The following is a 26,136-nucleotide window of genomic DNA, read 5'->3' on the forward strand; positions in this document are numbered from 1 at the left end:
AATGCTACGATTCAGCCTTTTCAGGCGGTAGATAGCATTTTTGGCAATCACCTTTGCGTAAGGGGCACAAATGGACTTCAACGGCAGATCGGGTGAAATGGGTGTGTTCGTCAGCGTGGCGCAGGAAGGCAGCCTGTCGGCCGCCGCGCGGACATTGGGGCTGACACCCTCGGCGGTCAGTCGGATCATCGCCCGTACTGAACAGCGTCTTGGCACTCGGCTGCTGTTGCGCACCACCCGATCGCTCACCTTCACCGCCGAGGGCGAGGCGTTCCTGCGCGGTGCCCGGCGCATCCTGGCCGACATGGCCGAGGTCGAAGAAGCCATCGCCGACCAGGGCGTCCCAAGGGGTCGATTGCGCGTCAGCGCCGCGCTTGGTCATGGGCGGCTGGCGATCGTGCCCTTGGTGGCGGCATTCAGCGCGCGCTACCCGAACATCGTCGTCGACCTCACCCTCGGCGACGAAGTGGTCGACATTCTCGGCGGCCAGGCCGACGTGGCGGTACGCTTTGGTTATCTGCCCGACAGCCCGCTGACCGCGCGCAGGATCGGCGCCACCGGCCAGGTAGTGGTGGCATCGCCCGCGTATCTGCAGCGCCACGGCATCCCCCTGGAACCGGAGGATCTACTGCGGCACAACTGCCTACGCTTCAACTTCCGACGTGCCGAACCCAACTGGCCATTCATCCGCGACGGAAAAGCGTTTTCCCTGAAGGTCAGCGGCAACATCGAATGCAGCAGTGGCGAAGCGCTGGCCCAACTCGCGCGAGTAGGTGCCGGCATTGCGCGTATCGGCGAATTCAGCGTGAGCGAGGACCTGCAGCGTGGCGATCTGATACCGCTGCTGGAAGCCTGGAACCCCGGCGACGAGGAACCGATTCATGCGGTGTTCGTGGGTGGCTCGGCAATGCCGGCGCGGGTGCGGTTGTTCGTGGACTTCCTGCTGGAACAGCATCGGATGTAGGTGCTGGCGTTAGCTGATCCTTGCGGATACTCGCGCGATGCTGTTTGCATTAAGCAAATAGTGACCAACACTCGAATCAAAACTCATTCGAGTGCTAATAGAATGCTGCGCAGCAGCTGGCGAAGTACCGAACATGAATTGTATTCGACCGCCGAGCAATAAACTTATTGGCTCGGAAGTGGTCGTTCTGGGTGAAATGCCGGGGCCAACCGCGAAGCACTGTTTTAGCTGCGCTTAAGCGTGACTTTGTTGTCCGACTCACTCACTATCTTATAGTTGCCTCTTAACTTTTTTAACACGCTAAGGCTTCTCACCGAAACGGCCATGGAAATAGCCGCCGAAGTTGCTGCAGCCCCTAGAACGCTGAGGGCTCCGCCTGACCCGGCAACCGCTGCGAAGCCAGCAACCGGTGTGGCAACACCACCCGTACCGACGGTGGCTATGACGCCATAAAAGACTATGCATATAGAACCAATGGCTACAGCCCATGCAACCGTGCCGGTAGCCTTTATCCGAATGGTTTTTTTTGCAAGATCGCCTTCAATCACGATGGTGTCTTCATTGCGGTTTACCGCGTCGGCTAGTTCTTTCTCTGTCGTTACGCTCATTGCTTGTCCTTCGTTTTTTTATTGCCGGCAATAATGAACCCGATGATCAAAAAAAGAATAATGATCGGTGGAAAAGCTACGCACAAAGCGATTGCGCCAAGTAGCAGCCCGCCGATTATCACGCCTACCATTTCCCCTAAAAGTGGAAGCAATAGCTTGAACATAACGACGGCTAAAATAATTCCCGCTATTACGACAATAATCATGTGCGGCCTTATGTGGGTTGTGTTGGTTTTTAGAATATGTTTGTCGGGTCTGCACTAAAGGCCGTACCCCGGAATGATCCGGAAAGCGTCGATTGAGCATCCATGTCCGTCGCGTGAGTTTCTGATCTTCCAGTTTGAAATCCCATCGCGATCCTGCGTACTTTGCTTGTCTGATACTTGGTTGGGCTTCTAAAATCCCCCTTCGCACGCTCAGGTTGTCGGCTGTCGCCCATCATTCTTTAGTTTTAAGGCATCCCTGCCAGTCATTCCCAATCCCCTCAGTGATTAATGATCTGCACTTCGCGGTACTCAAATAACAGTTTGAGGTGTCGAGGGCGAGGCACAGCCATTGAGCACGCTAGGGTTAGAGCAGCCCTTCGTTATTCAGCTTCAAGCGCGCATAGAAGAGAATCGCAACCGCGGGAATCAAGGCCGAGTAGCCGGGCTTGACTGCACTTTTCAGGTTCGTAACCGCCGCCTTGATGCGCTCGGTCGAAACCAGATGAGTGAGGGAGGGCAGTCGCGTTGCAGATGCCAGCGTTAACTCCTTGTTCTTACTGGTCAGCGTTGAGTGCGCCTTGCGATACACGGGGGCAGGTGCGCTAGGGGTCGAGAAGTAAGACGTAACGGTCAGGCTTGCCGCCAACGCATCGACCTGCTCAAAGTAAGCTTTCTCGGACATGACCTCCAAATGCTGGACAATGTCCTGTTTTGACGCGAGTACATGACCCTCACCGAAAGAAGAGTGGAAGCATTTGCTGATGAGCAACCCCTCCATCTCAATCACCCGAGCACAATCGTGCAACTCGTCTACCAAGTCGTAGTGTTCTGTCAGCATGAGCAGGATCTGTAGATACTTAAGACCGCGTCTACGCGCCAGGTTGGCCAAGCAGTGGCCGCCCAGTAGTTGGAATTCCTTAGTCAGCAGATACAGTGAATGGTCGGTCTCAAGGGTCGTCCAACTGCTGCTACGCAGGTGCTTGGCGACTTGATTGCGGATTCGATCGCTGGTCAGTTCGAGCAGGTCATAAATAAAGTGGTCGGTCACGACCGGATCGGGATTCTTGATGATCAGTTGGGGCTGATTCGACGCCGGCAGGCCACTTTTGTAGCCATGGAAGCCTGATGCCCTGAGCACTTGCTCCAGACGCGGCCAATAGTCTGTATGACCGAAGGACTCCATCCGAACGTTTTTGCAGTTACCGATTGGCTGGCGACCCGCGCTGCTTTCGCCCATATTCAATCGCAGAACGTCGTCATCTTTTGAGTAAGCATTGTACAGCCTGCAGTTTGTGCGCTTGCGGATGGCTCGAGCCTCGTCTCCCGACAATTCGGCAGCCGCCGCCATCAACAACACATCGCCAATTTCAAGATCGTGATCAGTTGGCCTGTCGAGCAGATCGAGTAGCGCACTCACGACGACCCGCCCGCCAAGCGAGTGCCCGACCAGATTGACCTTCGACACGTAGGGGTGATGTTTGAGCAGGTAGCCCTCAAGTTGCGAGAGCAGTGTCTTGCCCATGGCGGTGGCGCGCTTGCGGCTGGTGTTGAAGTGGACGGCGCGATCGGCTACTGCTGCCGCGGTACCCGCGAAGATGTTCAGCCGAGCCATTGCCGCCACGCTACTGCTGGATAACTTATCGAACTGGCTCCAATGACCGGAAGGCCAGAACGCAAAGATGTTGATGCACTCGTGGAGGGATGACGGGATACATTTGCTCAGCGCGCACCGGTCTTCTATATCGTGGCCGGCTGAGTAGCCGTGGATAAAGATGTTGGCGACCTCGCCGGAGCGGTGGGGCAGGGTCAAGAACTTGAAGTTGTGGCTCACGCGACGTCCTTGTAGCAAATCGTAGATGAGCGAATGGTGGCATTTGGCTATTGCTGTTGTAAACGGATGTTTAGGTACAAAGGCGCGGGGCTAGACCTCTACTCAGTAGGGCCTGAACGTGGCTTGCTGCTTATTCGTCCCGAAAACGCGGTGTTGGTGTTTGAAGAGCAACCCATGAGGCCGACAGGCATCACCGCGCGCATCCCGCCGCCTTGAGAACGCCATTCAAGCCCGCCGCGCCATCAGCAACACCGTCGCCGCCGCAGACAACAACCCCGCGCAGCAGCGATTGAACAACCGCTTGCCCCGTGGCTCGGCGAACCAGCGGCGCATGTGCAGGCCCATATAGGCGTAGAGGCTGATGGCGATCCATTCCAGCACCAGGAACAGTGCGCCGAGCAGGGCGAACTGCGGGGTGATGGGCTGGCCGGGCACCACGAACTGTGGGAGGAAGGCGGTGAAGATCAGGATGGCTTTCGGGTTGCCCGCCGCTACCAGAAACTCCTGACGCGCCAACTCCCATATTCCTACCTTGGCCGTAATCGATTCGTCCTGCGCCTGCGGATCGGCCCGCCACAGTTGCAACGCCAGATAGAACAGATACGCCGCACCGACGATCTTGATCGCGTAGAACAACAACTCCGACGTTTGCAGCACCACCGCCAACCCGGCGGAGGCGAGGGCGATCATGCCGGCGAAGGCGAGCAGGCGGCCGATGCCGGCGAGGCAGGCAGTGCGGTAGCCGTAGCGCGTGGCGTTGCTGACGGACAGCAGGTTGTTGGGGCCGGGTGCCATGTTCAGTGCGAAGCAGGCAGGTAGGAAGAGGGCGAGGGTGGTGAGGTCCATGGCGGTTCCGGGTACTGGCGGGGAGGGTCGAGGATAAAGGGGCTTGAGGGGAGAAGACAATCCAAGTCCTAAAGTTTGCCCCCTTGACGTCGATAACCGCTGTGAACCACTCAATCATGGACCGATGAAATGGTACTTACCCTCAGTTCTACCTATATCCCGCCCGCCAATACCCACCTTACGCCTGCCGACCAGATACTCGTGGCCAAGCCTCTGACGGACCTCGCGAAGGACGCCGTGGCCAGCGCCGGCCCGGCGGCTGTCTACCATCCCAGCGCAGACGCTGAACCAATGCAGTCGCTGGAGGCTATCGATACGTGGGTCGGCCGCTCGGCATCACGAGCGCTTCCTCGGATCATCGAGATCGCCAAAGGCGCGCAAAGCGTGCTGAACGCCACGTTCAAGACATTCCAGTCAACGCTGGCGGCGACTTATCCGGATTTGGCCGGCACGAAATACGGCTTTACGGTGGAGGCCGATGGCGCGTTGAAGGTGCTCAATGAAGCCGGTCAGCTCAGCAGTTCGCAGACTCAGCGGCTGACCCTGCTGCTTAATCAATCCAAGGATCTGAAAGCCGCCGCCATTACGTTCCGCGATGCATCTATCGATATGGTCGATGCTGATTCGCCGTGGTCCGGGAACTACTTGGGCCGCTACAGCCTGACCAAGGAGAACTTCGCCGCCACGATTGACCTGGTGCCATTGTTCAACAAACCAGGCTCGGTGCCTCCTCAGGAGTATGCCGACGGCTTTTTTTTCAGCCAGTTGGAGTACAAAGGCGAACTGGCCACGCGCGAGACGGAAACAGCGATGTTTGAGCGTCGCGGCGCGCAGGGGCTTGCATCGCTCTACTGATGGGGCTTGCGCGCCACTCTCAACGCACGGATGAAACCCGCGTTCGTGCGTCTTTTGCGCCTGCCTGAAGATCGAGAACGGCTACCCGAGCGGCCTCATCAGCGTCAGAAACTGTACTTCGCCGTCACCCCAAAGCTGCGCGGGTTGCCGTAGGTGTCGGTGGAGCCCCAGATCGTGCTGTTGCCGATCGCCGAGTAGTAGGTGCGGTCGAAGATGTTGTTGGCGTTCACTTGCAGGTCCAGGTGCTGGTTCACTTGGTAACCGGCCATCACGTCCGCCACCGCGTAGCTGCCTTGCTCCAGGCGATAGCTGCCGTTGGTGAGGGCGATGTCGTTGTACATGCGGCTCTGCCAGTAGACGTTGCCACCGATGCGCAGTTTTTCCAGCGGGCCCTGGAAGCGGTAGGACGTGGTGAGTTTGAACAGGCGTTCCGGTGTATCGGAGCTGAAGCGCTGGTTGTCATTGGCCGGGTCGCTGTCCTTGATGAAATGCGCGCGGGTGTAGGTGAAGCCGCCGCCGACTTGCCAGTTTTCGGTGAGGGCGCCTTGCAGTTCCAGGTCGATGCCCTGGCTGCGCACCAGGCCGGCTGCTGCGTAGCAGGTGAGCACCGGGCAACCGGCCTGGGTGGCGGCGGTGGTGGCGCGGTTTTTCTGGTCGATCTGGAACACCGCCAGGCTGGCGTTGAGCGCACCGTTGAAATATTCGCCCTTGATGCCGACTTCGTAGTTTTCGCCCACGATCGGTTCCAGCACCTTGCCCGAGAGGTCCTTGCTGCTTTGCGGGTTGAAGATGTCGGTGTAGCTGGCGTAGACCGAGTGGTGCTCGTCGAGGTCGTAGATCACCCCGGCGTAGCGCGTCAGGTTGCGGGTGACTTTGTAGTCGCCGTCCTGGCTTTGGCGATCGTCATAGTCGTACCAGTCCAAGCGTGCGCCGAGGATCACCTTGAGCGGGTCGGCCAGGTTGAGGCGCGTGGTCAGGTAGACGCCGTCCTGGGTGGTGAGGGTGTGGGTTTTGCCGTTGCGCTGGAAGTCGGGTTTGGCGCCGTTGAGCGGGTAATTGGTGTCGTAAGGGCTGTATTCCTTGGAGGTGGCGTCGTAGATGCGTTTGCTGGTGCCGACCACCACTTCGTGGGTGCGGCCGAAGGCGTCGACCGGGCCGCTGGCGAAGGTGTCGAAGGCGTACTGTTTGTCGTCCTGATGCGACTGGTAGGCGGTGCGCGCCAGCTCGGTCTGGTAGCGCGATTGGTAACTGCCGGTGAACACGCCGTCCAGCTGCGACGCGGAGCCGGCGACGTTGAGTTTCCAGCCATTGTCGAAGCGGTGCTGGATGTCGCCGAATACAGTGTTGATTGTCAGCTCCTTGTTTTCCCAGTCGCTGCCGGGGTTGGTGGAGCGGGGCAGGTTCAGGTGATGACCGTCGGTGCCGATGGGCAGGCCGCCCCAGAAGAAGTTGGTCTGGTCTTCCTGCCGGGAGAAACCGAGGGTGGCGGTGGTGTCTTCGCTGAGGTCGGCTTCGCTGATCGCGTAGAACAGGCCGTGGTCGCTGGTTTCGTTGTCGCGGAAGCTGTTGGCGTCGCGGTACGAGCCGACGACGCGGCCGCGCAGGGTGCCGCTGTCGTTCAAGGCGCTGGAAGCATCGAGCTCCGTGCGATAGTCATCCCAACTGCCGGCCGCGCCGGTGATCGACACCTGTGGCGTAGTGGTGGGGCGCTTGCGCACGAAGTTGATCGCCGCCGAAGGGTTGCCGGCGCCGGTGACCAGGCCGGTCGCGCCGCGGATCACTTCGATCCGGTCGAACATCGCCAGGTTGGGCTGCACGCTGTTGGCGTAGCCCGAGTAGGCGCTGGGCAGACCATCGAACATCATGTTGTCGATGTCGAAGCCACGCGAGCTGTAGGTCTGCCGGCCGGGTCCGCTGGACTGGCTGAGGAACAGGCCGGGGGTGTTCTTGACCACATCGTTGACGCTGGTCATGGCCTGGTCGTCCATGCGCTGGCGGGTGATCACGGTCACGGCCTGCGGGGTTTCGCGCATGGTCAGCGGCAATTTGGTGGCTGTGGCCATAGCACCGGTGGTGTAGGACTGGGTGCCTTCGGTGGTCTCGCCGAGTGCCTGGCCGCTGATCTCGGTGGCGCCCAGTTCAAGCGGTGCCGCTGCCTTTTCGGTATCGGCTGCCAGCGTTGTCTGGGTGCCGCTGAGGCAAATGGCCAATGCCAATAGGCTGGGTGAAAAACGCGTAGCGACAGGTTGTTGAACGGACATGAATCTGAGCCTCCCCCGAGCGCCATCCATAGCGAATAATAAACGTATTGATAATTATTCGCGTGAGTGTGGCAGATTGAATCCGCGCAAAAAAGACTGGGGGAGAATTACTTAACAAATTTTTCACATCTGTCGGGGGGACAGATCACCCTCCCAGCGCGAAATCATCCGCCGCTGCGTGGGCTCGCGGGCGCCAATGGGCTGGCGCTCAAATCGACGGCACCGCGAAAAAAATCGCCGTCAGAATTCCATTCGCAGGCCCACGGTGCCTTGTCGGCCGTTGAGCATCTGGCTGTCCAGGTTGCGGTTATAGCCGACTTCGCTGTACAGGCTGACGCCCTTGGCCACCTCCAGCGTGGCGCCCAGACTCAGGCCCAGGGTGGTGGATTTCTGTTCGGTGTCGATGTCTGTCACACGGTTAAAGGTGACCGTGTTCTGCCCGGCGGCGGTGTGCCAGATATTGGCCCGCGCGTAGGGCTGCAACGGCAGGCCACGAACCTGATAGTCGCCGCGCAGGCGTATGCCCAGGCGCGTGGTGACGTTGGTGTCGGCGTTGTAGGCCACGTCGGAGATGCCATCGTTCTGACTGTCCAGTTTGGTTCGGCTCAGGATCAATTGAGCCTGCGGTTCAACCACCCAATCGGCGGTCATCTGGAACGGCCTGCCGACCTCGACGGATGCGGCGACGTTATGCCCGCGGGTTTTCATCTTCACCCCACGGTCCGATTCGTTATTGCCATCGAAACGGGTGCCCATCAGCACCAGATCGAGGTAGGCCTGGTTGGCGCCGATCAGTGTCCAGTAAACGCCCAGGCTGTCACCGCGCAAGGTGGTGTTGCCAGCGGCGTTGTCTTGCCAGCCGCCGTTGAAGCCTTTCACGTCACCTTTCAAGCGGCTGTGGCCGACGAAGAAGCCGACTCGCTGCACCGCGCCGTTGGCGGTAGCGCTCGCGTACATGTCGGTACCGATCTGGAAGGCGGACATCGAACTGTCCAGCGTCGGGCTCACCGTGCCGGCAAAGCTCTGGCGGCTGCTGTTGCCATACATACGCCCCCAACCGGCAGGAAACGCACCGGTCTGCTGTTGTTGGCGCTGATCGCCCATGCGTTCGTGATAGGTGCCCAGCATGGCCTGTACGATTTGTTGCGCGGCAGGAAACAACACCGCGTAGATCGGTACTTCCGGGCGATAGATCGGGATCGGCGTGAGGCCCGGATTGGTCGGCAGTTCAGGGGTGCCCACCACCGGTTCGGGGAGCGGCGTCACCGGGCCCGGCAGTGGTGCCACTGGCACTGAAGAGCGCAGGTAGTAGTTTTCGCCCGTGCCCGCGTTGTCGCCCCCTTTGAACAGGTAGTAGTCGAAGGCGCCTGCGGAAACCCGGTTTGCCAGGGTGAACTGGGTGCCGGCGCCGCTGGCGCCGTTGATTGCGCGGACCACCTGGATGCCGTCCTGCACGGTTTCGGCCCCCGGCCCGGCGAGATTGGTCACGCTGATAGCGGTGGTGCCGCTGATCTGGCCCGTGCCGATCACCAGCAAATCGCTGGGTGAGCCGTCGCTGCCCAAGACGCTTTGCAAGGCGAGTCGGCCAGCGTTGCCGTTGTAGTTCCCGTTCACTGTCAGCATGTCGGTGGCGCTGGTACTGCCGGTGGTCATGTCGATCAGGCCGCCGTTGTTCAAGGTGACGGATTGGCCGGGGGTAAAGGGGTCGATCGAACCGCTGGTGACGGTCAATTTGCTCGAGCCGTCGAGGCTCATGATGCCGCTGCCGGTTGCGCTGTCGCCCAGCACGAAGGCACCGCCCAGCTTGAGGTCCGAGCCGTTATCCAGCAGCACCTGTTCCCAGCCGGTATAGCGTGCGGGGACGTCGGTCTGGGTGTTGTCGAATGTGAGCGTGTCGTTACCCAGGCCACCATCCACCAAGGGGTTGGAGGACAGCGACGTTTCGTTGAGGTTTTTCAGCAACGCGGTGTCGTCGTCGGCGCCCATGACGATCAAACCGTTGACCTTGCCGCCATCGTGCCAGATCAACTGGTCCTTGCCGAAACTGGCGAGGATTTGCCCGTTGACCGTGCCGCCGCTGACTTCAATCAAGTCATCGCCGCCGCTGGTGCTGATGTTGCCGCCGATGTAACTGGTGCCCGAGACGAGAATATGGTCATTGCCGAACCCGGTGACCAGATTGCCCAGGATGGTGCCGCCTTGCATGTCGAACACGTTGTTATCGAGCTTCATATCGACCCGGCCAATGGTGCCGCTTCTCATCGTGGCTTGGTCGCCATCTTCAAACGCCCCGGTGATGACCCCGCCGCTCATGTTGAAGGTGTCCAGGCCATCGCCCTGGGCCAGGGAAGCGATGGTGCCGCCGCTCATTGCAAAGCTGTCGATGCCGCCGCCTTGGCTTATTGCACCCGCTTGCCCACCGGTGATCTGCACCACATCCGCGCCAGCGCCTTGGGCGACCGAGCCAGTGACGGTGCCCAGGTTGAGGCGGAAAATATTCGCGCCGTCGCCTTGGTTCAGCGCACCGTTGAGCGCCGCCGTCGGCCCGTTCACGTCCACCAAGTCGTTACCCGCACCAAAGGTGACATTGCCGTTGATGGCGCCGCTGCCACTGATATTCAGGGCGTTGTTGCCACCGGTGTCGGTAAACCCCGGTGCCGAGGCACTGTCGCAGGTGGAGATGTCGTCGCCGGCGCTGTTGTTGATCGTGCATGCGCCATAAGAGGGGAGTGGCCACGCCGTCACGGCGATGATTGAGCTGATGCCCAGGTACAACAAAGAAGATGTTGGTGCGCGCATGACCCGTCCTCGTTCGAAGGGAACATCTCCCGGCACCTGGACAAGCAGGTGCGTTCGGACCATGGCAACAACGAACGATACGGATCAGGGAGTACCGGTTACCCGATTCTGAAAACATCGGCCAATGCAAAGGGTTGGCATGGCTTTCTCGACTGCGCCTTAAGCAGTGCAGGTTTTTTGCACCTTAGTCGCACATCAAACGGGCCGCCACTGTCAGAAATAACAGGTATAGACGAGTGGATTTCTAGACGAACACGATCTCATAGGGCTCGCGCATCCGCTCCAGCAACACCTGGGCGAGCATCGGCGCGAGGCCGATCTCCGGGTCTCCGGCCAGTTGGCTGGCATAGGCATGGGCCGCATGCAGCTTGCGCGCCACGCTCCAGGTGTCGAGGCGGACCTTGCGCGCACGCTGCCAGGGGATCATCGAACCTTCGCGCGCCGTCCAATGCCAGGCCCAGATCGGCAGCTCATACAGACGTGCCCCGACCAGGCTGCATGCCTTGGCGCTGGCACGGCCGACGGCGTCGTGGTCGGCGTTGCCGTCGTTGCGCCAGGTGCTGAAGACCACATCGCCGGGCTGCAGATATCGGGCGATGAGTTGGCTCATGGGGTGTTCGCTGGCGGCCAGCGCGTCATCGCGAAAGCCGCCGCGAATCCACTTCAGGCTGTGCAGCGGCATGCCCAGCCGGCGCAGCGCTTCGACGCTTTCCTGGGGCCGCACCACGCTCAAGCGCCTCGCCGGCCAGACATTCGAGCCGGGGTGGCTGGCGCTGCCGTCGGTGATGGAAATCAACAGCATCGGGTGTTCGAGGGTGCTCAGCCGTTGCAGCAAACCGCCACAGGCCAACACTTCATCGCCGGGGTGGGGCGCGATGATGACCACCCGCGCACCCGCAGGCACCAGCGAGTGAGGGTGAATGGCGGGGATTTGCGCCAACTGCGGGGCACTGTTCCAGATCTGCGCTGGGCCGCGGCGGCTTTCGCTGAGGGAGGCGGGTTTCATGGCGGGCACGTCCTTGTCAATTGATGCTGGGTCGTAGCCCGTGGACGGGACGACGCTCTTTTTAGTCGCCGCAGGCTCCGCTGCAGCGATTGCTCGGCATTTCAATCCTGGATTGCCGGCAAGGCGTCCTCAGCATAGACAAGGATTCGCTGCTTTCACATCTTGTAACTTCGATTTTTTTTAACGGCCCCGTCTCAGGCCGCTCAACGCAGGCCCTCATGGGTGGCGACCGACGTACCGTCGCGGCTCCAGAGGTCGAGCAGGAAGTCACTGTCGTGGTGCCGCGCAACACACGGCATGGCCAGCCGTTGCTCGAGCAGCGCATGCACTTGGGCGGCGGTTTGCGGGCAGCCGTCGATCGGCGCGCGCCAGTGACAGGCCAGCAGTTGACCGTCGTCGCTCAGCGCGGCGAGGGCGCAGTCGATCAGGCGGGTGAGGTCATCGGTGTCGAGGTAGTAACACAGCTCGCTCAGGACGATCAGGTCGAAGCGGCCGTCAGGCCACTGTGCGGGCAGGCGACTCTGCTGCACCTGGGCATGGGGAAATCCCATCAGACGTGTCTTGGCCAGGGCCACTGCCGCGGCCGCGGTATCGCAGCACACCAGGCGGTCACAACGCGGCGCCAGTTCGACGCTCAGTTCACCATTGGCGCAGCCGGGCTCAAAAATCGCGGCGTAACGCGGGCGGGTCAACAGCGCCAAGGTCAGCGCGCGCTTGCGCCGCTCGTACCAGCGTTGACGGAAGGCCCAGGGGTCATCGTTGTCGGCGAACAGCCGATCAAAATACGGTGTCGCCACGCTCATACAAACACCACTTCAAAAGGCTGCAGCAAACGCTCGACGACATACGGTGCCAGCACCGGCGGCAAGCCGATCTGCGGATCGCCCTCCAATTGGCTGGCGAACGCGTGGATGGCATGGCGCTTGCGCGCGACGACTTGGCAACTCAGCGGGATTTTGCGCGCGCGATGCCACGGTACCTGGCTGTCTTCCGGGGTTGCCCAGTGCCAGGTCCATACGGGCAACTCGTACAGGGTCGCGCCGACCGCCAGTGCGGCACTGGCGCTGGCGCGGCCGACGGCTTCATGGTCGCAGTGGCCGTCTTCGCGCCAGGTGGTGAACACCACGTCCCTGGGTTTGAGGTGGCGCTCAATGAACGCGGCCAACTGCGCTTCGCGGGCGGCGACCTGGCTGTCGGTAAACCCGGCGCGCAGCCACTTCAACCGGTGCAGCGGCAAGCCGAGGCGGTGCAAGGCCTGGGCCGACTCCTGCGGGCGCACCACGCTGAGGCGCTCCACCGACCAGCGCCGCGAACCGGGGTGACTGGCGCTGCCATCGGTGACAGAGATCAACTGGATCGCCCGACCCAGTGCGGCCAAGCCTTGCAACAGGCCGCCGCAGCCCAGCACTTCATCGTCCGGGTGCGGTGCGATGATCACTGCGCGATGCCCTTCGGGTACTAACTGTTCGACGCTGATCGGCGCCAGTTCGGCCATGTGGGACGAGGTCTGCCACTGATGCAGCGACGTGCCCTGGCCCACGATCGGATTGGCTTTCATAACTGCCACCTCCCAGGTGGCTCGGCGGCAACCTGTTCACCGAGGGCGGCCAGGTCACGCTCGGCATGGCTTTGACGTACATACACCGGCAGGTCCGCCATCAGTTGGGCAAAGTGCGGATCTTTGCAAAAAGGCCCCGCACCGGCGGCGCGACCGACGTGGCGCATGACCTGTTCAACCGTGTCTTCGAGAGACGCGCGTACCTGTTGGGCCAGTTGCCTGGCATCGGCCAGCGGGGCGCGGTCGATCTGCCGCGCACTGGCGCGCAGCACGCAGGCGGCACTGTTCAAGGCGCTGTCGACCGCGCCGAGGTGGGCCAGGGCATGCGGTTCCGCACGCCGGTTGCACTGCTCGCGCAGCACTTCAGCCAGGCGTTGCGCCGCGCCATACCAGCACGCTGCGATACCGACGGCGCCTTGCCAGAAGCCGGGGCGGGCGAGGTAGTCGCCGGGCCTGCCGATGGCAATCCCGCTGGCCGCCTCGAACAGGACGTCGACGCTGCCGGTGGCCGCCATGCCTACCGCCTGCCACCCCTCATCGGTCACGCAGATGCCGGGCTGGCCCATCTCCACTGCGACCAATTGCTGGCGATCCTCCTCGTCCCAGGCGGTCAACAACCCATGGCTGACCACCGTCGCCCCCGAACACCAGGCTTTACGCCCCTGCAGCACCAGACGATGGCCGTTGCGCCGCGCCCGCACCCTGGCCGTCGGCGGTTCTGCCGCCCACATGCCCCAGAGGCTGCCCTCCGGCGGCAAGGGGCTGCGCAGCTCGGCAATGATCGCCAAGGCATCGGTGTGACCTTCGAACAACTTGCACAAGCGCAGGTCGTGTCCGGCGACCTGGGCCAAGCGGCTGAACCGTTCGAGGGTCTGGCCGCTGCCGGGGAGCGGCAGGCGGTCCAGCCCCTCGGCCTGCAGCGCCTTCAAGGCCGCGCCCAGGGCCTGCGTGTCCGCATAGCCTTGGTAGCCTTGAAGGAATCCATGCAGGCCCATGTCACACCTCTTCGTCGTGCTGCAGTTCAAACAGCAGCAGCGAGCGTCCGGTGACCGCGTACTCATGGTGAAAATCAAAGCGTTCCTGCCCGCGTATCGTCGTGTCATGGGTGTCGAGCATGCAGGTCCAGAACTGGCCTTCCGGGACGGGGGGCAGGCGGAAATTGACCAAGTCGTGATGGGCGTTGACCACCAGCAACAACGTGGCATCGCCACCCGGACGGCGAATCCCGGTCTCCTGGGCGCGGCCATCCATCAGCATGCCCAGGCAACGGCCGTGACTGTCTTCCCACTGTTCGGTGCTCATCTCGTTGCCATCCGGCGCGAGCCAGGTGACGTCCTTCACGCCGATGTCTTCGTTGTAGTCGCCCACCAGGAAGCGGCCACGGCGCAGGATCGGGTACGTCATGCGCAGTTTGATCACGCGCTTGACGAACTTGAGCAGCGCCTTGCCGTCATCGTCGAGCTCCCAGTTGACCCAGCCGATCTCGCTGTCCTGGCAGTAGGCGTTGTTGTTGCCGTGCTGGGTGCGCGCGAACTCATCCCCGGCCACCAGCATCGGCGTACCTTGGGCGAGCAGCAGGGTGGCGAAGAAGTTGCGCATCTGGCGCAGGCGCAGGGCGTTGATTTCCGGGTCGTCGGTGGGGCCTTCGACGCCATGGTTCCAGGACAGGTTGTTGTTGCTGCCGTCCTGATTGTTTTCGTCGTTGGCTTCGTTGTGCTTGTCGTTGTACGACACCAGGTCATGCAGGGTGAAACCGTCGTGGGCGGTGATGAAGTTCACCGAGCTGTAAGGCCGGCGGCCACGGTGGTTGAACATCTCGCCGGATGCGGTCATGCGCCCGGCGAAGTCCGCCAGCTGGCCGTCATCGCCTTTCCAGAAGGCACGCACGGTGTCGCGGAAGCGGTCGTTCCATTCCACCCAGCCCGGCGGGAAGTTGCCCACCTGATAGCCGCCGGGGCCGCAGTCCCAGGGTTCGGCGATGAGTTTCAACTGGCGCAGCACCGGGTCTTGACGGCAGGCGACGAGGAAACTGTGGCGCTCGTCGAACCCGTCACGATAACGGCCGAGGATGGTCGCCAGGTCGAAGCGGAAACCGTCGACGTGCATCTCGGTGGCCCAGTAACGCAGGGAGTCAGTGACCATCTGCAGCACGCACGGGTGGCTCAGGTCGAGGGTGTTGCCGGTGCCGGAATCATTGATATAGAAGCGCTTGTCGTCCGGCATCAGGCGGTAGTAGGAAGCGTTGTCGATGCCGCGCATGGACAGGGTCGGGCCGCGCTCGTTGCCTTCGGCGGTGTGGTTGTAGACCACGTCGAGAATCACTTCCAGCTTGGCTTCGTGCAGGTGCGCGACCATCTCCTTGAACTCGGCGATCTTGCCGCTGGCCAGGTAGCGCGGGTCCGGGGCGAAGAAGGCGATGCTGTTGTAGCCCCAGTAGTTGGTCATGCCTTTTTCCAGCAAATGCTGGTCGTTGACAAAGGCGTGTACCGGCAACAGTTCCACGGAAGAAATACCCAACTGGCGGATGTGCTTGAGCAGATCGTCTTCCATCAGCCCGGCGCAGGTGCCGCGCACGGCCTCGCCGACCGAGGGGTGACGCATGCTGATGCCGCGCAGGTGGGTTTCATAAATGATCGTGCGGTCCCATGGCACGCGCACCGGTTGGTCGTCGCCCCAGGTGTGCGCCGGGTCGATGACCTTGCACTTGGGCACGAAGGGCGCACTGTCGCGTTTGTCGAAACTGAGGTCGTCGTCGGGGTGGCCGATGGTGTAGCCAAACAGCGCTTCGGACCATTTGAGCTCGCCCACCAGCTGTTTGGCGTAGGGGTCGATCAGCAATTTGTGGTGGTTGAAACGGTGGCCGTTGGCCGGGTCATACGCGCCGTACACACGGTAGCCGTAAATCAGCCCGGGGTGGGCGTCGGGCAAGTAGCCGTGGAAGATTTCATCGGTGTATTCGGGAAGTTCGATACGTTCCAGCTCGACCACGCCGGCGTCGTCGAACAGGCACAACTCGACTTTGGTGGCGTTGGCCGAGAACAGGGCAAAGTTGACACCCAGGCCGTCCCAGGTCGCCCCCAGGGGGAAGGGCAAACCTTCGCGAATCCGCGATGGTTCGTGGGCCGGGGGGGCCTGTTTTTTATCGGCTTTGCTCATTGTGTTGCTCCTGCATGGGTCTTTTTTCGGGCCGAACGTAGCCCTGCTGACGAGGGGTCAGCTAACAATCGGGCAAGTGGCTGACCTCCGGCCGGGGTTGCCGGCCGGAGGTTCATGACGGCACAGGGCTTACGGCTTGGGCTTTTTTGTGGCCGCCGGCTTTTTAGCCGCCGGCGTGGCCGGTTTGCCTGCGGCCGCTGCCGGCGGCTTGGCTTTTGCTGCCGGCTTGGGCGCGGTTTTCGGTTTGGCGGCGGGTTTGGGCTTGCTGGGTGTCAGTGCTTCGGCTTCTGCCAACTTGCGGGCCATTTCCCAATGGCGCGCATCCTGACCTTGCGGCTTGCCCTCCGATTCCCAGATCTGATACGCGAATTCGCGAACACGTTTGTCTTCAGTACTCATCACAATGTTCCTCGCAGAAAATTTCAGCTTGATTGATCATCAGGATCGATAAAGACGTTGACCGGGAAATCCCCCAGCGCAGTGCTGATCAACAGCTCCTTGTCTGGTGTGACTGCGCGTGTATGAAAAAGTCCCTTCCAGTTTTCGGTTGGCGCGGCGAACGGTAATTTCACTCGGGTATCGCCCCAAACCCGCGCATTGACCTGGGGATGCACACCGTTTTCCAGCAGGCGATAGGGCCAGCGCGGCACCACCACCAGTGCGCGTTTGCCCTGGTATTCGCGGCAGAACGCGACCACGTGCTCGGCGTGTCGACCGACCACGTCCAGGGGCGTGTAGCTGCCCCGATGGAACAGTTCAGGATGGGCCTTGCGCAAGGCCAGCACCTGGGCGATCAAGGCTTGTTTGATACGCCCGTCCCGCCAGTTGAACAACAGCTTGCCGATGTCCGGTGGGGTAGCCAGCGCGTGCTGCCGTGCGTTGAAATCCACCGGGCGGCGGTTGTCCGGGTCGACCAGGCTGAAGTCCCAGAACTCATTGCCCTGGTACAGGTCCGGCACACCCGGCACTGTGACTCGAAGCAAGGATTGCGCCAGCCCATTGAGCGCGCCAGCGGGGGCAATCGCTTGGGCGGCGGCGCCGATGGCGGTGCGCAGTGCGCGGCCTGCGTCGCTGAGCAGCAGGCGCGTGAGAAACGTTTCCACGCCCTGTTCGTAAGCCTCGTTGGGCGCGCTCCAACTGCTCTGCAACTTGGCTTCGCGCAGGGCCTTTTGTTGCCATTGCCAGAGGCGTTGTTGATAGGCTTCGAGTGCCGGCCGGTCGTCCAGGTGCAGGTCCAGCGGCCAACTGCCGAGCAGTACCTGATAGAGGATCAACTCATCGCCTGCCGATGGGCAACTGGCGTCGTTGCGCAGCGGCGCGGCGAGGCGGCGCCAATGCGTCACCTGTTCGGCATACCACCCTGCGCACTCACTCAACACGGCGAGGCGGGCGCGGCTGTCTTCACCGCGTTTGTGGTCGTGGGTGGCGGTGGCCAGCAGGTTATCGGGGAACGCCTGCAAGCGCTGCTGATTGGCCGCGTGAAAATCGGCCAGCGGTGCGCTGAACTGTTCGGTACTGAAGCCCACGTCGTTGCGCGACAGCAACACCGCCGAGCGATAGAACGCGGTGTCTTCCACGGCTTTGGCGGCGGCCGGCGAGGTCAATTGCTGGAAGCGCACGCAGGCGTGCTTGAGCAGCTTGCGCTCGCGGCCGAGCGGGCGATTGCGCCACGGCTGGCCGCCCAACCATTTTTCCAGGTTGTCCAGCACCGGCCAGTCGCCTTCGCTCAAGGTGCTGCGCGCGCCCGCCAGGGCTTGCAGGAAAAACGTGTCGTCGCGTTCGCTGCGGCCACAGGCGCTGATGTAGGTGCGGTACACCGGGAAATGCACGATCAGTTCCTGCAGGGCGCGGCGGATCGCGCCGAGGGTCAGGTCGCGGCTCATCACGTCGTCGCGGGCCACTTGCAGCAAGGCCTGGGCCACGCTTTCGAAGTCGCCGGCGAGGGAGCCGTTGAGGATCTGCCGGCGCGCCAGCCAGGCTTCTTCGATAAAGGCCGACGGCCGTTCGCTGTGCCGGGTCCACAGCTCGGCCAGCGTTGCGAAGCCTTGCGGGCGGTGTTGCAGCAGCGACAGCTGGTTCATGAATTCGTAGCCGGTGGTGCCGTCCACCTGCCAGTCCTCGCGCAGGGTTTCGCCTTCGCCGAGGATTTTTTCGACGAAAATCGGCAGGTGACGCTCGGGCGACAGCGTATCGACCCGCCGCCGCAGCTTGCGGCAATACCCGCGTGGGTCGGCCAGCCCGTCGATATGGTCGATGCGCAGGCCATCGACCAGCCCCTGGCTGATCAACTCGAAGATCTTGCCGTGGGTGGCTTCGAACACGGCGCTGCGTTCTACGCGCAGGCCGCCCAGATCGTTGACATCGAAGAAGCGCCGCCAGTTGATATCGTCCGCCGCGGTGCGCCAACTGGCCAGGCGATAGGCCTGTTGCTCCAACAGCCCGTGCAGGCGCTGGAACCCTTCGGGCTGGCGTGCGTCGAAGGTGCCCAGCCGCTGTTCGATGGCCTGCCGCACGGCGTTGTCGGTGGCGCGTTCGGCCAGGGCTTGTTTGAGCCAGGCCGCTTCGGCGTAGGCATCGCTCTGGTAGGCGAGGGTGCTGAAGCGGTCGGCGAGGGGCTTGAGCAGTTCATCGGCGCCCAGAATCGTCGCGTAATCTTGTGGGCAGATCGGGAAGCGGTGTTCGTAGTGCTCGACGGAAAAACTGCCGTGCGCGGCGTCGAAGTGCAGGGTCAACGTGCCGGCTTGCAGGGCTTCGCCGTAGTCGCAGCCGAGGAACGGCATGAGCAATTGGCCCTTGAGCAGCGGGTCGGGCGAGTGCCATTGAATGTCGAAAAATTCGCAGTAGGGACTCAACCGGCCCCACTCCAGCAGGTCGAGCCACCAGGGGTTGTCGGCGCCGCCCACGGCCATGTGGTTGGACACGATATCGAGGATCAGCCCCATGTCGTGTTCGCGCAGGGCGGCCACCAGGCGGCGCAACGCGGCTTCGCCGCCCAGCTCCGGGTTGACGGTGGTGGGGTCGACCACGTCATAGCCATGCATGGAACCTGCGCGGGCACTGAGCAGCGGTGAGGCATACAGATGGCTGATGCCCAGCCGGGCAAAGTACGGCACCAGAGCCACCGCGTCATCGAGGGTGAACCCTTTATGAAACTGCAGGCGCTGGGTAGCGCGCAGGGGCAGAGCCTTCATCGGTCACGCTCATGGGCTTGATTGCGCGCCACCGCCAGCAGTTCCAGGCGGCGCGCGGCCCCCGCGTTGTCGAGCAGGCTCGCCGCCTCACCCGGCAGGCGGCGGCGCCAATTGGGGTGGGTGTCGACGGTGCCGGGCAGGTTGGCTTGTTCTTCGAGGCCCAAGGCATCTTCCAGCGGCAGCAGCACCAGCGGCGCGCGGGTGTGGCCGAGGTAGCGTACGCTGGCGTCGATCATGTGGTCGGTTTCATTGCGCACTTCATCGACGAAGTTCTGCGGGTCCTGGCTCAAGGCCTGGCGCAGTGCCTGGCGTTCGCGCAGGCGGTGTTCGCGCCATTGCTCCGTGGTGGGCGCATCGATCAGGCCGAGCTGGACGTTCCAGTCGATGTCGCGGCTGTGCCACCAGCCATTGAGGGTTGGCAGGTCGTGGGTGCTGGTGGTGGCCAGGGCGTTGTCCGGCCAGTCGAGGATCGGCTTGAATTGGCCATCATGACCCTGTTCGAACAGCAGCACGCGCATGCCCAGAATCGAGCGGCCGATGAGTTTTTCGCGCAGGCCGTCGGGCACGGTGCCGAGGTCTTCGCCGAGGACGATGGCCTGGTGGCGGTGCGATTCCAGCGCCAGCAGACGCAACAGATCGTCCACCGGGTAATACAGGTAGGCGCCGTCCTGGGGCGAGGCATCCATGGGCATCACCCACAGGCGTTGCAGGCCCATCACATGGTCGATACGCAAGCCGCCGGCGTGGGCGAAATTGGCCCGCAGCATCTCGATAAACGCACGGAAGCCATGGCGCTTGAGACCTTCGGGGGCGAAGGCGGAGATGCCCCAGCCCTGGCCGGCGCGGTTGAGAATGTCCGGCGGCGCGCCGACGGTCAGGCCGGCGAGCAATTCATCCTGGCGGCTCCAGGCCTGGCTGCCGCCACCGTCGGCGCCGACGGCCAGGTCGGCGATCAGGCCGATGCTCATGCCACTGCCTCGGGCGGCTTGTTGGGCGCGTTCCAGGCAGCGCGCGATCAGCCATTGGCCGAAGGCGTAGAAGCCGATGTCGTCGCGGTTTTCCTCGGCGAAGCGCAGGAGCGCCGGGCTTTGCGGGCTGCGCCATTGCTCTGGCCAATGGCGCCAGTCGAGGTCTTCGCCAGCGGCGGCGCGCGCGGCCTGGACCGCTTCGAAACGGCAGTGGTTCTCCAGGGCTTCACCGCCCGCTTGGCGGAAACTGAGGAAGTCGGCGTGTTGCGGGTGTTGACCGTGGCGGAAGTCGTCGTACAGGGCACGCAACAGGCGGTGTTTGGCCTTGGCTGCGGTGGGCCAGTCGATCAGGGTGTGTTGTTCGAGGGTGTGCAGCTCGTCGGCCAGACCGCAGGCCTCGATGGCATTGCGCACCTGGCGCTCACCCAGGATGCAGCCGGGCGATGCGTACAGGCTATTGAGAAACAGTCGGCTCGACGGCGAGTACGGGCTGTAGCGCTCGGGGTCGGCGCTGAACATCGCGTGCATCGGGCTGATCGCCAGGGCGTCGGCCCCGCGTTCGGCGGCCGAGCGGGCCAGGTGTTCCAGCGCCAGGGTGTCGCCGAACCCGCCGTCGCCGAGGCGACGCAGGGCGTACAACTGGGCGCTCAGGCCCCAGGCACGTGGGGTTTGACTGTCGACGGCATCGGCGACGCTGTAGCAGTGACGAGGGGCCACGGCCAGGGTGAAGGCCTGGTCGGCGATATGCACTTGGTGGTAGCCGAGGGCGATCACGCCGGGCAGTACTGCGTTGCCGTCGAGGCGTAATTCGAGGACTTCGCCCTCCTCGAGGCTGACCCGGCAGACGGTGTCGGGCGCGAAGTAGCGCGCCAGGTCCAGGCCTTCGCCACTGTCGACGGTGAGCAAGGGCGGCAGGTGTTTGTCCTGTTGCACTTGCTCCAGGTCTCGCAGGCTGGCGTCGATCTCGGCATCGCTGTCGGCCGGGTGGCCCAGGCCTTTGAGGACGGCGCGCAGGGCGTCCGGTTTGACACGTTGCGGGCGGCCGTTTGCGTCGATCCAATCGACCGCCAGGCCCGCTCGGCCGGCGAGGATTTCCAGGTTCGCTTCGCTCAAGGGTGCTCTCCAACAGGGGATAGGGTAACGCGTGCGCTGAAGGGCGCCAGGTGCGCGTGGTCATGCGCTGGCGTTTGGAACAGCACATGCTGCGCAGCGGGGTGAGCCAGGGCCGTGGCACTCAGGTTCAGGTCGATCTGTAACAGGCTGCCGTTGCCCAGGCGCCAACGCGCACTGACGGCGCGGTCTGCCAGCACCTGCGCACCGAGGGCCACGCTGCCGGGCAGGTGCGGCACGATATGCTGGTGGCGCAGGCGCAGCAGGTGGCGATAGAACTCGGTGTGTTCGTTGGCGGCGAATGACGGCGCCGATTGCTCGAAGGTCGGCAGCGCGTTGGGATCGGGAATCCGCTCGCGCCGCTCGGGGTCGTGGAACGCGGCGAAATCGGCGAATTCATTGCGACGTCCTTCGCGTACCGCTTCAGCCAGTTCGCCATGGTGGTCAGTGAAAAACAGAAACGGCTCGCTGGCGTTGACTTCATCGCCCATGAACAGCAACGGGATCATCGGCGACATCAGTAGCAAGGTGGTCGCCGCCTTCAGCGCCTGGGGCGAACACAGTTGGTGCAGGCGTTCGCCGAGGGCGCGGTTGCCGATCTGGTCGTGGTTCTGCAAGAACGCCACGAAGGCGGTGGGCGGCAAGCCGCTGCTGGGTTCGCCGCGTGCATGCCCGTGGCGCGTGGTGTGGCCCTGGTAGACAAAACCGTCGCTGAGGCAACGTGCGAGTTTGGCGGTAGGCGCTTGGGCAAAGTCGCTGTAGTAGGCATCGGTTTCGCCGGTCAGCAGCACATGCAATACGTTGTGGAAGTCGTCGTTCCATTGCGCATCGAAATCGTGTTTCAGCAGGCTGGCCTGGTTCAGTTCGTTTTCCAGCACCAGCCAAACATGACGGCCGATGTCGACCTGCTGGCGCACCCGGTGCGCCAGTTCCCGCAGGAAACCGGGGTTGTCGATGGCGTGTACCGCGTCCAGGCGCAGGCCGTCGAAGCGGTAGTCGAGCAGCCACATCAGGGCGTTGTCCAGAAAGAAGTCCCGCACTTCACGCCGCGCGAAGTCGATGCCGGCGCCCCATGGCGTATGCACATCTTGCTGGAAGAAGTCTTTGGCGTACTGGCCCAGGTAGTTGCCATCGGGGCCGAAGTGGTTGTAGACCACGTCGAGCAAGACCGCGAGCCCGTGTTCATGGGCGCTGTCGATCAGATGCTTGAGCTGTTCGGGGCTGCCGTAGGCGGCGTGCGGCGCGTAGGGCAGCACGCCGTCGTAGCCCCAATTGCGCTCGCCGGGAAATTGCGCCAGGGGCATCAACTCAATCGCGGTAACGCCCAGTTCGGCCAGGCGTGGCAGGTGCTGCTCGACGGCTGCGAAGCCGCCCAGCGCGCCGACATGCAGCTCGTAGATCACCGCTTCATGCCAGGGGCGGCCCTGCCATGGGTGGTGTCGCCATTCATAGGCGAGCGGGTCGACCACCAGGCTCCAGTCATGCACGTCCGAGGCCTGGGCCCTGGATGCGGGATCGGGGACATCCATTTCCCCATCGATGTTGTAGCGGTAGCGCGTGCCTGCGGGGCACTTTATCTCCGTTTCGAACCAGCCATTTGCCTGGGGCAGCATGGCGACCGAGCGGCCATCTTGCAATTCAACGCTGACATAAAACGCGTCTGGCGCCCACAAGGCGAAACGCGTGTGTTGCGCGTCCAGCATGATTGCGCCGTGGGGCCAGGTTTCCAGAGTCCGTAACGGCATCTATGAAGACCTCCCTTGATTATTTAGTCGATTTCCCCAGCGCCTTGGCCACCAGTTGTTCATACAGTTCGGCATAGGGTTCGACCGCCTGGCACCAGTTGAACGGTTGGGTCATCGCCCGGCAGCGCATGGCGTTGAGCAGGCCTGGGTAGGCGAACACTTTGAATGCACGGTTCAGGGCTTCGCGGTAGCTGTCCACGGTGGACTCGTTGAACAGAAACCCGGTGACGCCGTCTTCGATGGTGTCCGCCAGGCCGCCGGTGTTGCGCGCCACCGGCAGCGAGCCGAAACGCTGCGCGTACATCTGGCTCAAGCCGCACGGTTCATAGCGCGACGGCATCAGCAGGAAGTCGCTGCCGGCAAACATGCGACGGGCGTCGGTTTCGTTGAAGCCGATGCGTACACCGACCTGGCCCGGGAAACGCAGCGCCAGTTCGCGCATGGCCTGTTCTTCTTCCGGCTCGCCACGGCCGATGATCGCGATCTGGCCGCCGTTCTCGACGATAAAGCTGGCGACCGCTTCGGTCAGGTCCAGGCCTTTTTGATAGACCAGCCGCGAGACCACGGCGAACAGCGGGCCGGTGGAGTCATGCAGGCCAAACAGGTTGCGCACGTGGGCGGCGTTGACCGCCTTGCCTTCCCAATCGCCGATATTGAAGTTGTGGGTCAGGTGCGTGTCGGTGGAGGCTTCCCAGCTTTCATCGATGCCGTTGGGAATGCCGCTGAGCAAGCCTTGCTGGGTCTTGCTGGCGAGGAAGCCGTCCAGGCCGCAGCCGAATTCCGGGGTGGTGATTTCCTGGGCGTAGGTGGCGCTCACGGTGGTGATGTGGCTGGAGTAGGCCATCCCCGCCTTGAGGAACGACATCTTGCCGTAGAACTCCATGCCTTCCTGTTGCAGCGCATGGGGCGGAATGCCCAGCTCCGGCGTGGAGGCCAGGCTGACCACGCCCTGGTACGCCAGGTTGTGGATGGTGAACAGGGTCGGTGTGCGTGACCCACGCCAGTGCATATAGGCGGGGGCCAGGCCGGCGGGCCAGTCGTGGGCATGCACCAGGTCCGGGCACCAGTGGATCTGGGCGAGGTTGGCGGCCATGTCGGCAGCGGCCAGGCCCAGGCGCGCGAAGCGGATGTGGTTGTCCGGCCAGTCGCGGCCGTTGTTGGCGCCATAGGGCGTGCCTTCGCGCTCGTACAGTTCGGGGCAGATCAGTACATAGATAACCAGGCCATCCTTGAGGTCCATGCGCCCGATCTTGCATGGCGGCAGCGCGGCGTGGCCACCCAGTTCGCCGATGATATGGATCGGGTTGTCGCTTTCCATCACCTGCGGGTAACCGGGGATCAGCACACGCACATCGTGCAAGTGCCCCATGGCGCGGGGCAGGGCGGCGGAAACGTCGCCTAGGCCGCCGGTCTTGACCAGGTCGGCAAATTCGGAAGTGACGAACAAGACTTTCTTTCGATTGGGGTTATGACTCACGACCGGCCGCACAGCATTGGGCAGATCGACCAACGATGTTGGCCCCCCTGCCGATTTACTAAAACGCTCTCCCTGAGTTTCTACAGCAGCGGCACTGATCATAGTTCTCTCCCACATGTTGGTTGGCTGGTGGCCCGCTGCCACTAGCTCCGAAGACCGCTTCCTGCGGCCAGACGCACAAGCGCTATACAAACTGGCAAGGCTTGTGCCAGTTGCACGGTTAGCTGAAATAGATTGGATGGACGGGCATTCGGTCTGAACCGCTTATGCACGCCTTACCCTAAACCTGACCTACGGCAGAGTTTGAAAGTTTCGATTTTTTGCGGGGCTTTTGTTTTTGAACGGACCCATCGAGCTTGAGTCTAGGACAAATCCTAAAGACTGTAGGGTTTATGTGGAAATTTTGTAGGACAAAAAAACTTGTAACGATATGCGACGTTGGAACACGGTGTGGGCGCCTGGCGATCCGCGGACAGTGCGTAGCGAGGGCGCGCGGTCCGGTTGGTGGGCTGGCGCCCCGCTTCAGGGGCGTTTCGGGAGCAGGCGCCTCGTCACAGCAGTGCGCGTGCGCTGAATTGGTGCGTCAGCCGAGCACGCGAATGGGCGTGCCCGCGGCCCAAGCCTGGATATCGGCAATCATCTGCTGATAGAACTGCCGGTAATTCTGCTCGCTGACATACCCGACGTGGGGAGTGGCCAGCACGTTAGGCAAACGGCGCAACGGATGATCGACCGGCAGTGGCTCCTCGGCATACACATCCAGCGCGGCTCCCGCCAGGCGGCCGTTGCTCAAGGCCTCCAGCAGCGCCGGTTCGTCTACGATCGGCCCGCGTGCCGTATTGACCAGGCGTGCCGTCGGCTTCATCCAGCCGAGCGCCTCGGCATCCACCAGCCCACGGCTACGCTCGCTGAGGACCAGGTGGATGGTGAGAATATCGGCCTGTGCGAACAAGTCGCGCTTGCTGACCCACGTCACCCCGGATTCCGCCGCGCGTTGCGGTGTAAGGTTTTCACTCCAGGCAATCACCCGCATCCCGAACACCTGGGCAAATTGCGCGACCTTCTGGCCAATGCTGCCCAGCCCCAGGATCCCCAGGGTCTGGCCATGCAGGTCGCCGCCCAGGCCCACCTGCCAGTGACCGGCGCGCAGGGAATTGGCTTCGGCCAGCAGGTTGCGCGTGGACGCCATGATCAACGCCCACGTCAGCTCCGGTGCCGCGTGTTTATAGCTGTCGGTGCCGCACACCTGGATACCCAGGGCTTTGGCGGCGGCAAGGTCGATGGCGGCGTTGCGCATGCCACCGGTCACCAGCAGCTTGAGGTTGGGCAGGCCTTGCAGCAACGGGCTATCGAAGGTCGAACGTTCGCGCATCACGCAGATCACGTCGAAGCCTTTCAGGCGCTCGACCATTGTGGCGGTGTCCGCCGGGTAATCATGCAGAAAATGCACCTGGCCGAGCGCCGCCAGGGCTGACCAGTCCACCACATCACGGGCGACGTCCTGCCAATCATCAATGACTGCAATCTGTAGCGACATACGCGGGCGCCTCTTATA

19 protein-coding genes are annotated in these 26,136 nt (G+C 62.6%); 2 read left to right on the forward strand and 17 right to left on the reverse strand.

Features of this window, described 5'->3' with window-relative positions; translation table 11 throughout:
* The first annotated feature begins 70 nt into the window (after nt 1-70).
* Nucleotides 71-964 (forward strand): LysR family transcriptional regulator, encoded by an 894-nt coding sequence (locus AC07W0_RS03580; RefSeq protein ID WP_017846409.1) that lies wholly within the window; start codon nt 71-73, stop codon nt 962-964.
* Between the two features lie 224 nt (nt 965-1,188).
* Here the strand turns inward: AC07W0_RS03580 and AC07W0_RS03585 are convergent, their stop codons facing one another.
* The 4 genes from AC07W0_RS03585 to AC07W0_RS03600 all read right to left on the reverse strand — a co-directional run bounded on the left by AC07W0_RS03585 (nt 1,189) and on the right by AC07W0_RS03600 (nt 4,455).
* A complete protein-coding gene (locus tag AC07W0_RS03585; protein ID WP_046486046.1) occupies nt 1,189-1,572 on the reverse strand; it encodes a PM1101 family membrane protein in 384 nt (127 codons plus the stop codon).
* Entirely contained in the window at nt 1,569-1,778 is a 210-nt protein-coding gene (locus tag AC07W0_RS03590; RefSeq protein ID WP_102617026.1) for a hypothetical protein, read from the reverse strand. Before AC07W0_RS03590 ends, AC07W0_RS03585 begins: the two co-directional genes overlap by 4 nt.
* 364 nt (nt 1,779-2,142) lie before the next feature.
* Complete coding sequence (locus tag AC07W0_RS03595; RefSeq protein WP_102617027.1) at nt 2,143-3,609, reverse strand: DUF726 domain-containing protein; 1,467 nt, start codon at nt 3,607-3,609, stop codon at nt 2,143-2,145.
* 225 nt (nt 3,610-3,834) lie between these two features.
* Complete coding sequence (locus AC07W0_RS03600; RefSeq protein WP_046486052.1) at nt 3,835-4,455, reverse strand: LysE family translocator; 621 nt, start codon at nt 4,453-4,455, stop codon at nt 3,835-3,837.
* Nucleotides 4,456-4,584: 129 nt separating this feature from the next.
* Here AC07W0_RS03600 and AC07W0_RS03605 point away from each other — a divergent pair, with 129 nt between their 5' ends.
* Nucleotides 4,585-5,310 (forward strand): hypothetical protein, encoded by a 726-nt coding sequence (locus AC07W0_RS03605; RefSeq protein WP_046486054.1) that lies wholly within the window; start codon nt 4,585-4,587, stop codon nt 5,308-5,310.
* A gap of 104 nt (nt 5,311-5,414) precedes the next feature.
* Here AC07W0_RS03605 and AC07W0_RS03610 read toward each other — a convergent pair whose 3' ends face one another.
* From AC07W0_RS03610 to AC07W0_RS03670, 13 genes are all read right to left on the reverse strand, one after another.
* Complete coding sequence (locus tag AC07W0_RS03610; protein ID WP_102617028.1) at nt 5,415-7,571, reverse strand: TonB-dependent siderophore receptor; 2,157 nt, start codon at nt 7,569-7,571, stop codon at nt 5,415-5,417.
* A 240-nt stretch (nt 7,572-7,811) separates the two neighbouring features.
* Complete coding sequence (locus tag AC07W0_RS03615) at nt 7,812-10,370, reverse strand: autotransporter family protein (protein ID WP_102617029.1); 2,559 nt, start codon at nt 10,368-10,370, stop codon at nt 7,812-7,814.
* Nucleotides 10,371-10,614: 244 nt separating this feature from the next.
* Nucleotides 10,615-11,376 carry a PIG-L deacetylase family protein gene (locus AC07W0_RS03620; RefSeq protein WP_017846401.1) on the reverse strand — a complete coding sequence of 254 codons (762 nt, stop codon included), beginning with the start codon at nt 11,374-11,376 and terminating at the stop codon, nt 10,615-10,617.
* Nucleotides 11,377-11,579: 203 nt separating this feature from the next.
* Complete coding sequence (locus AC07W0_RS03625) at nt 11,580-12,179, reverse strand: SAM-dependent methyltransferase (RefSeq protein ID WP_102617030.1); 600 nt, start codon at nt 12,177-12,179, stop codon at nt 11,580-11,582.
* The gene (locus tag AC07W0_RS03630; protein WP_102617031.1) at nt 12,176-12,934 is read right to left on the reverse strand and encodes a PIG-L deacetylase family protein; all 759 of its coding nucleotides are present in this window, start codon (nt 12,932-12,934) and stop codon (nt 12,176-12,178) included. Before AC07W0_RS03630 ends, AC07W0_RS03625 begins: the two co-directional genes overlap by 4 nt.
* Nucleotides 12,931-13,929, reverse strand: coding sequence for an acyl-CoA dehydrogenase family protein (locus tag AC07W0_RS03635; RefSeq protein WP_102617032.1), 999 nt, complete (start codon nt 13,927-13,929; stop codon nt 12,931-12,933). Before AC07W0_RS03635 ends, AC07W0_RS03630 begins: the two co-directional genes overlap by 4 nt.
* Before the next feature lies 1 nt (nt 13,930).
* On the reverse strand, nt 13,931-16,090 hold the full coding sequence (gene glgX, locus AC07W0_RS03640) for a glycogen debranching protein GlgX (RefSeq protein ID WP_102617033.1): 2,160 nt from the start codon (nt 16,088-16,090) through the stop codon (nt 13,931-13,933).
* A 129-nt stretch (nt 16,091-16,219) separates the two neighbouring features.
* Nucleotides 16,220-16,489 carry a DUF2934 domain-containing protein gene (locus AC07W0_RS03645; protein ID WP_017846396.1) on the reverse strand — a complete coding sequence of 90 codons (270 nt, stop codon included), beginning with the start codon at nt 16,487-16,489 and terminating at the stop codon, nt 16,220-16,222.
* A gap of 23 nt (nt 16,490-16,512) precedes the next feature.
* Entirely contained in the window at nt 16,513-19,281 is a 2,769-nt protein-coding gene (locus AC07W0_RS03650; RefSeq protein ID WP_102617034.1) for a malto-oligosyltrehalose synthase, read from the reverse strand.
* Nucleotides 19,278-21,362 carry a 4-alpha-glucanotransferase gene (malQ, locus tag AC07W0_RS03655; protein WP_102617035.1) on the reverse strand — a complete coding sequence of 695 codons (2,085 nt, stop codon included), beginning with the start codon at nt 21,360-21,362 and terminating at the stop codon, nt 19,278-19,280. The genes AC07W0_RS03650 and malQ overlap by 4 nt, the downstream gene beginning before the upstream one ends.
* Entirely contained in the window at nt 21,359-23,104 is a 1,746-nt protein-coding gene (gene treZ, locus AC07W0_RS03660) for a malto-oligosyltrehalose trehalohydrolase (RefSeq protein WP_102617036.1), read from the reverse strand. The genes malQ and treZ overlap by 4 nt, the downstream gene beginning before the upstream one ends.
* Before the next feature lie 19 nt (nt 23,105-23,123).
* Nucleotides 23,124-24,680 carry a glycogen synthase GlgA gene (gene glgA / locus AC07W0_RS03665; protein WP_371918431.1) on the reverse strand — a complete coding sequence of 519 codons (1,557 nt, stop codon included), beginning with the start codon at nt 24,678-24,680 and terminating at the stop codon, nt 23,124-23,126.
* Between the two features lie 484 nt (nt 24,681-25,164).
* Nucleotides 25,165-26,118, reverse strand: coding sequence for a D-2-hydroxyacid dehydrogenase family protein (locus AC07W0_RS03670; RefSeq protein WP_017846391.1), 954 nt, complete (start codon nt 26,116-26,118; stop codon nt 25,165-25,167).
* Nucleotides 26,119-26,136: the final 18 nt, after the last annotated feature.

It is taken from the genome of Pseudomonas sp. GW704-F2 (assembly GCF_059423025.1).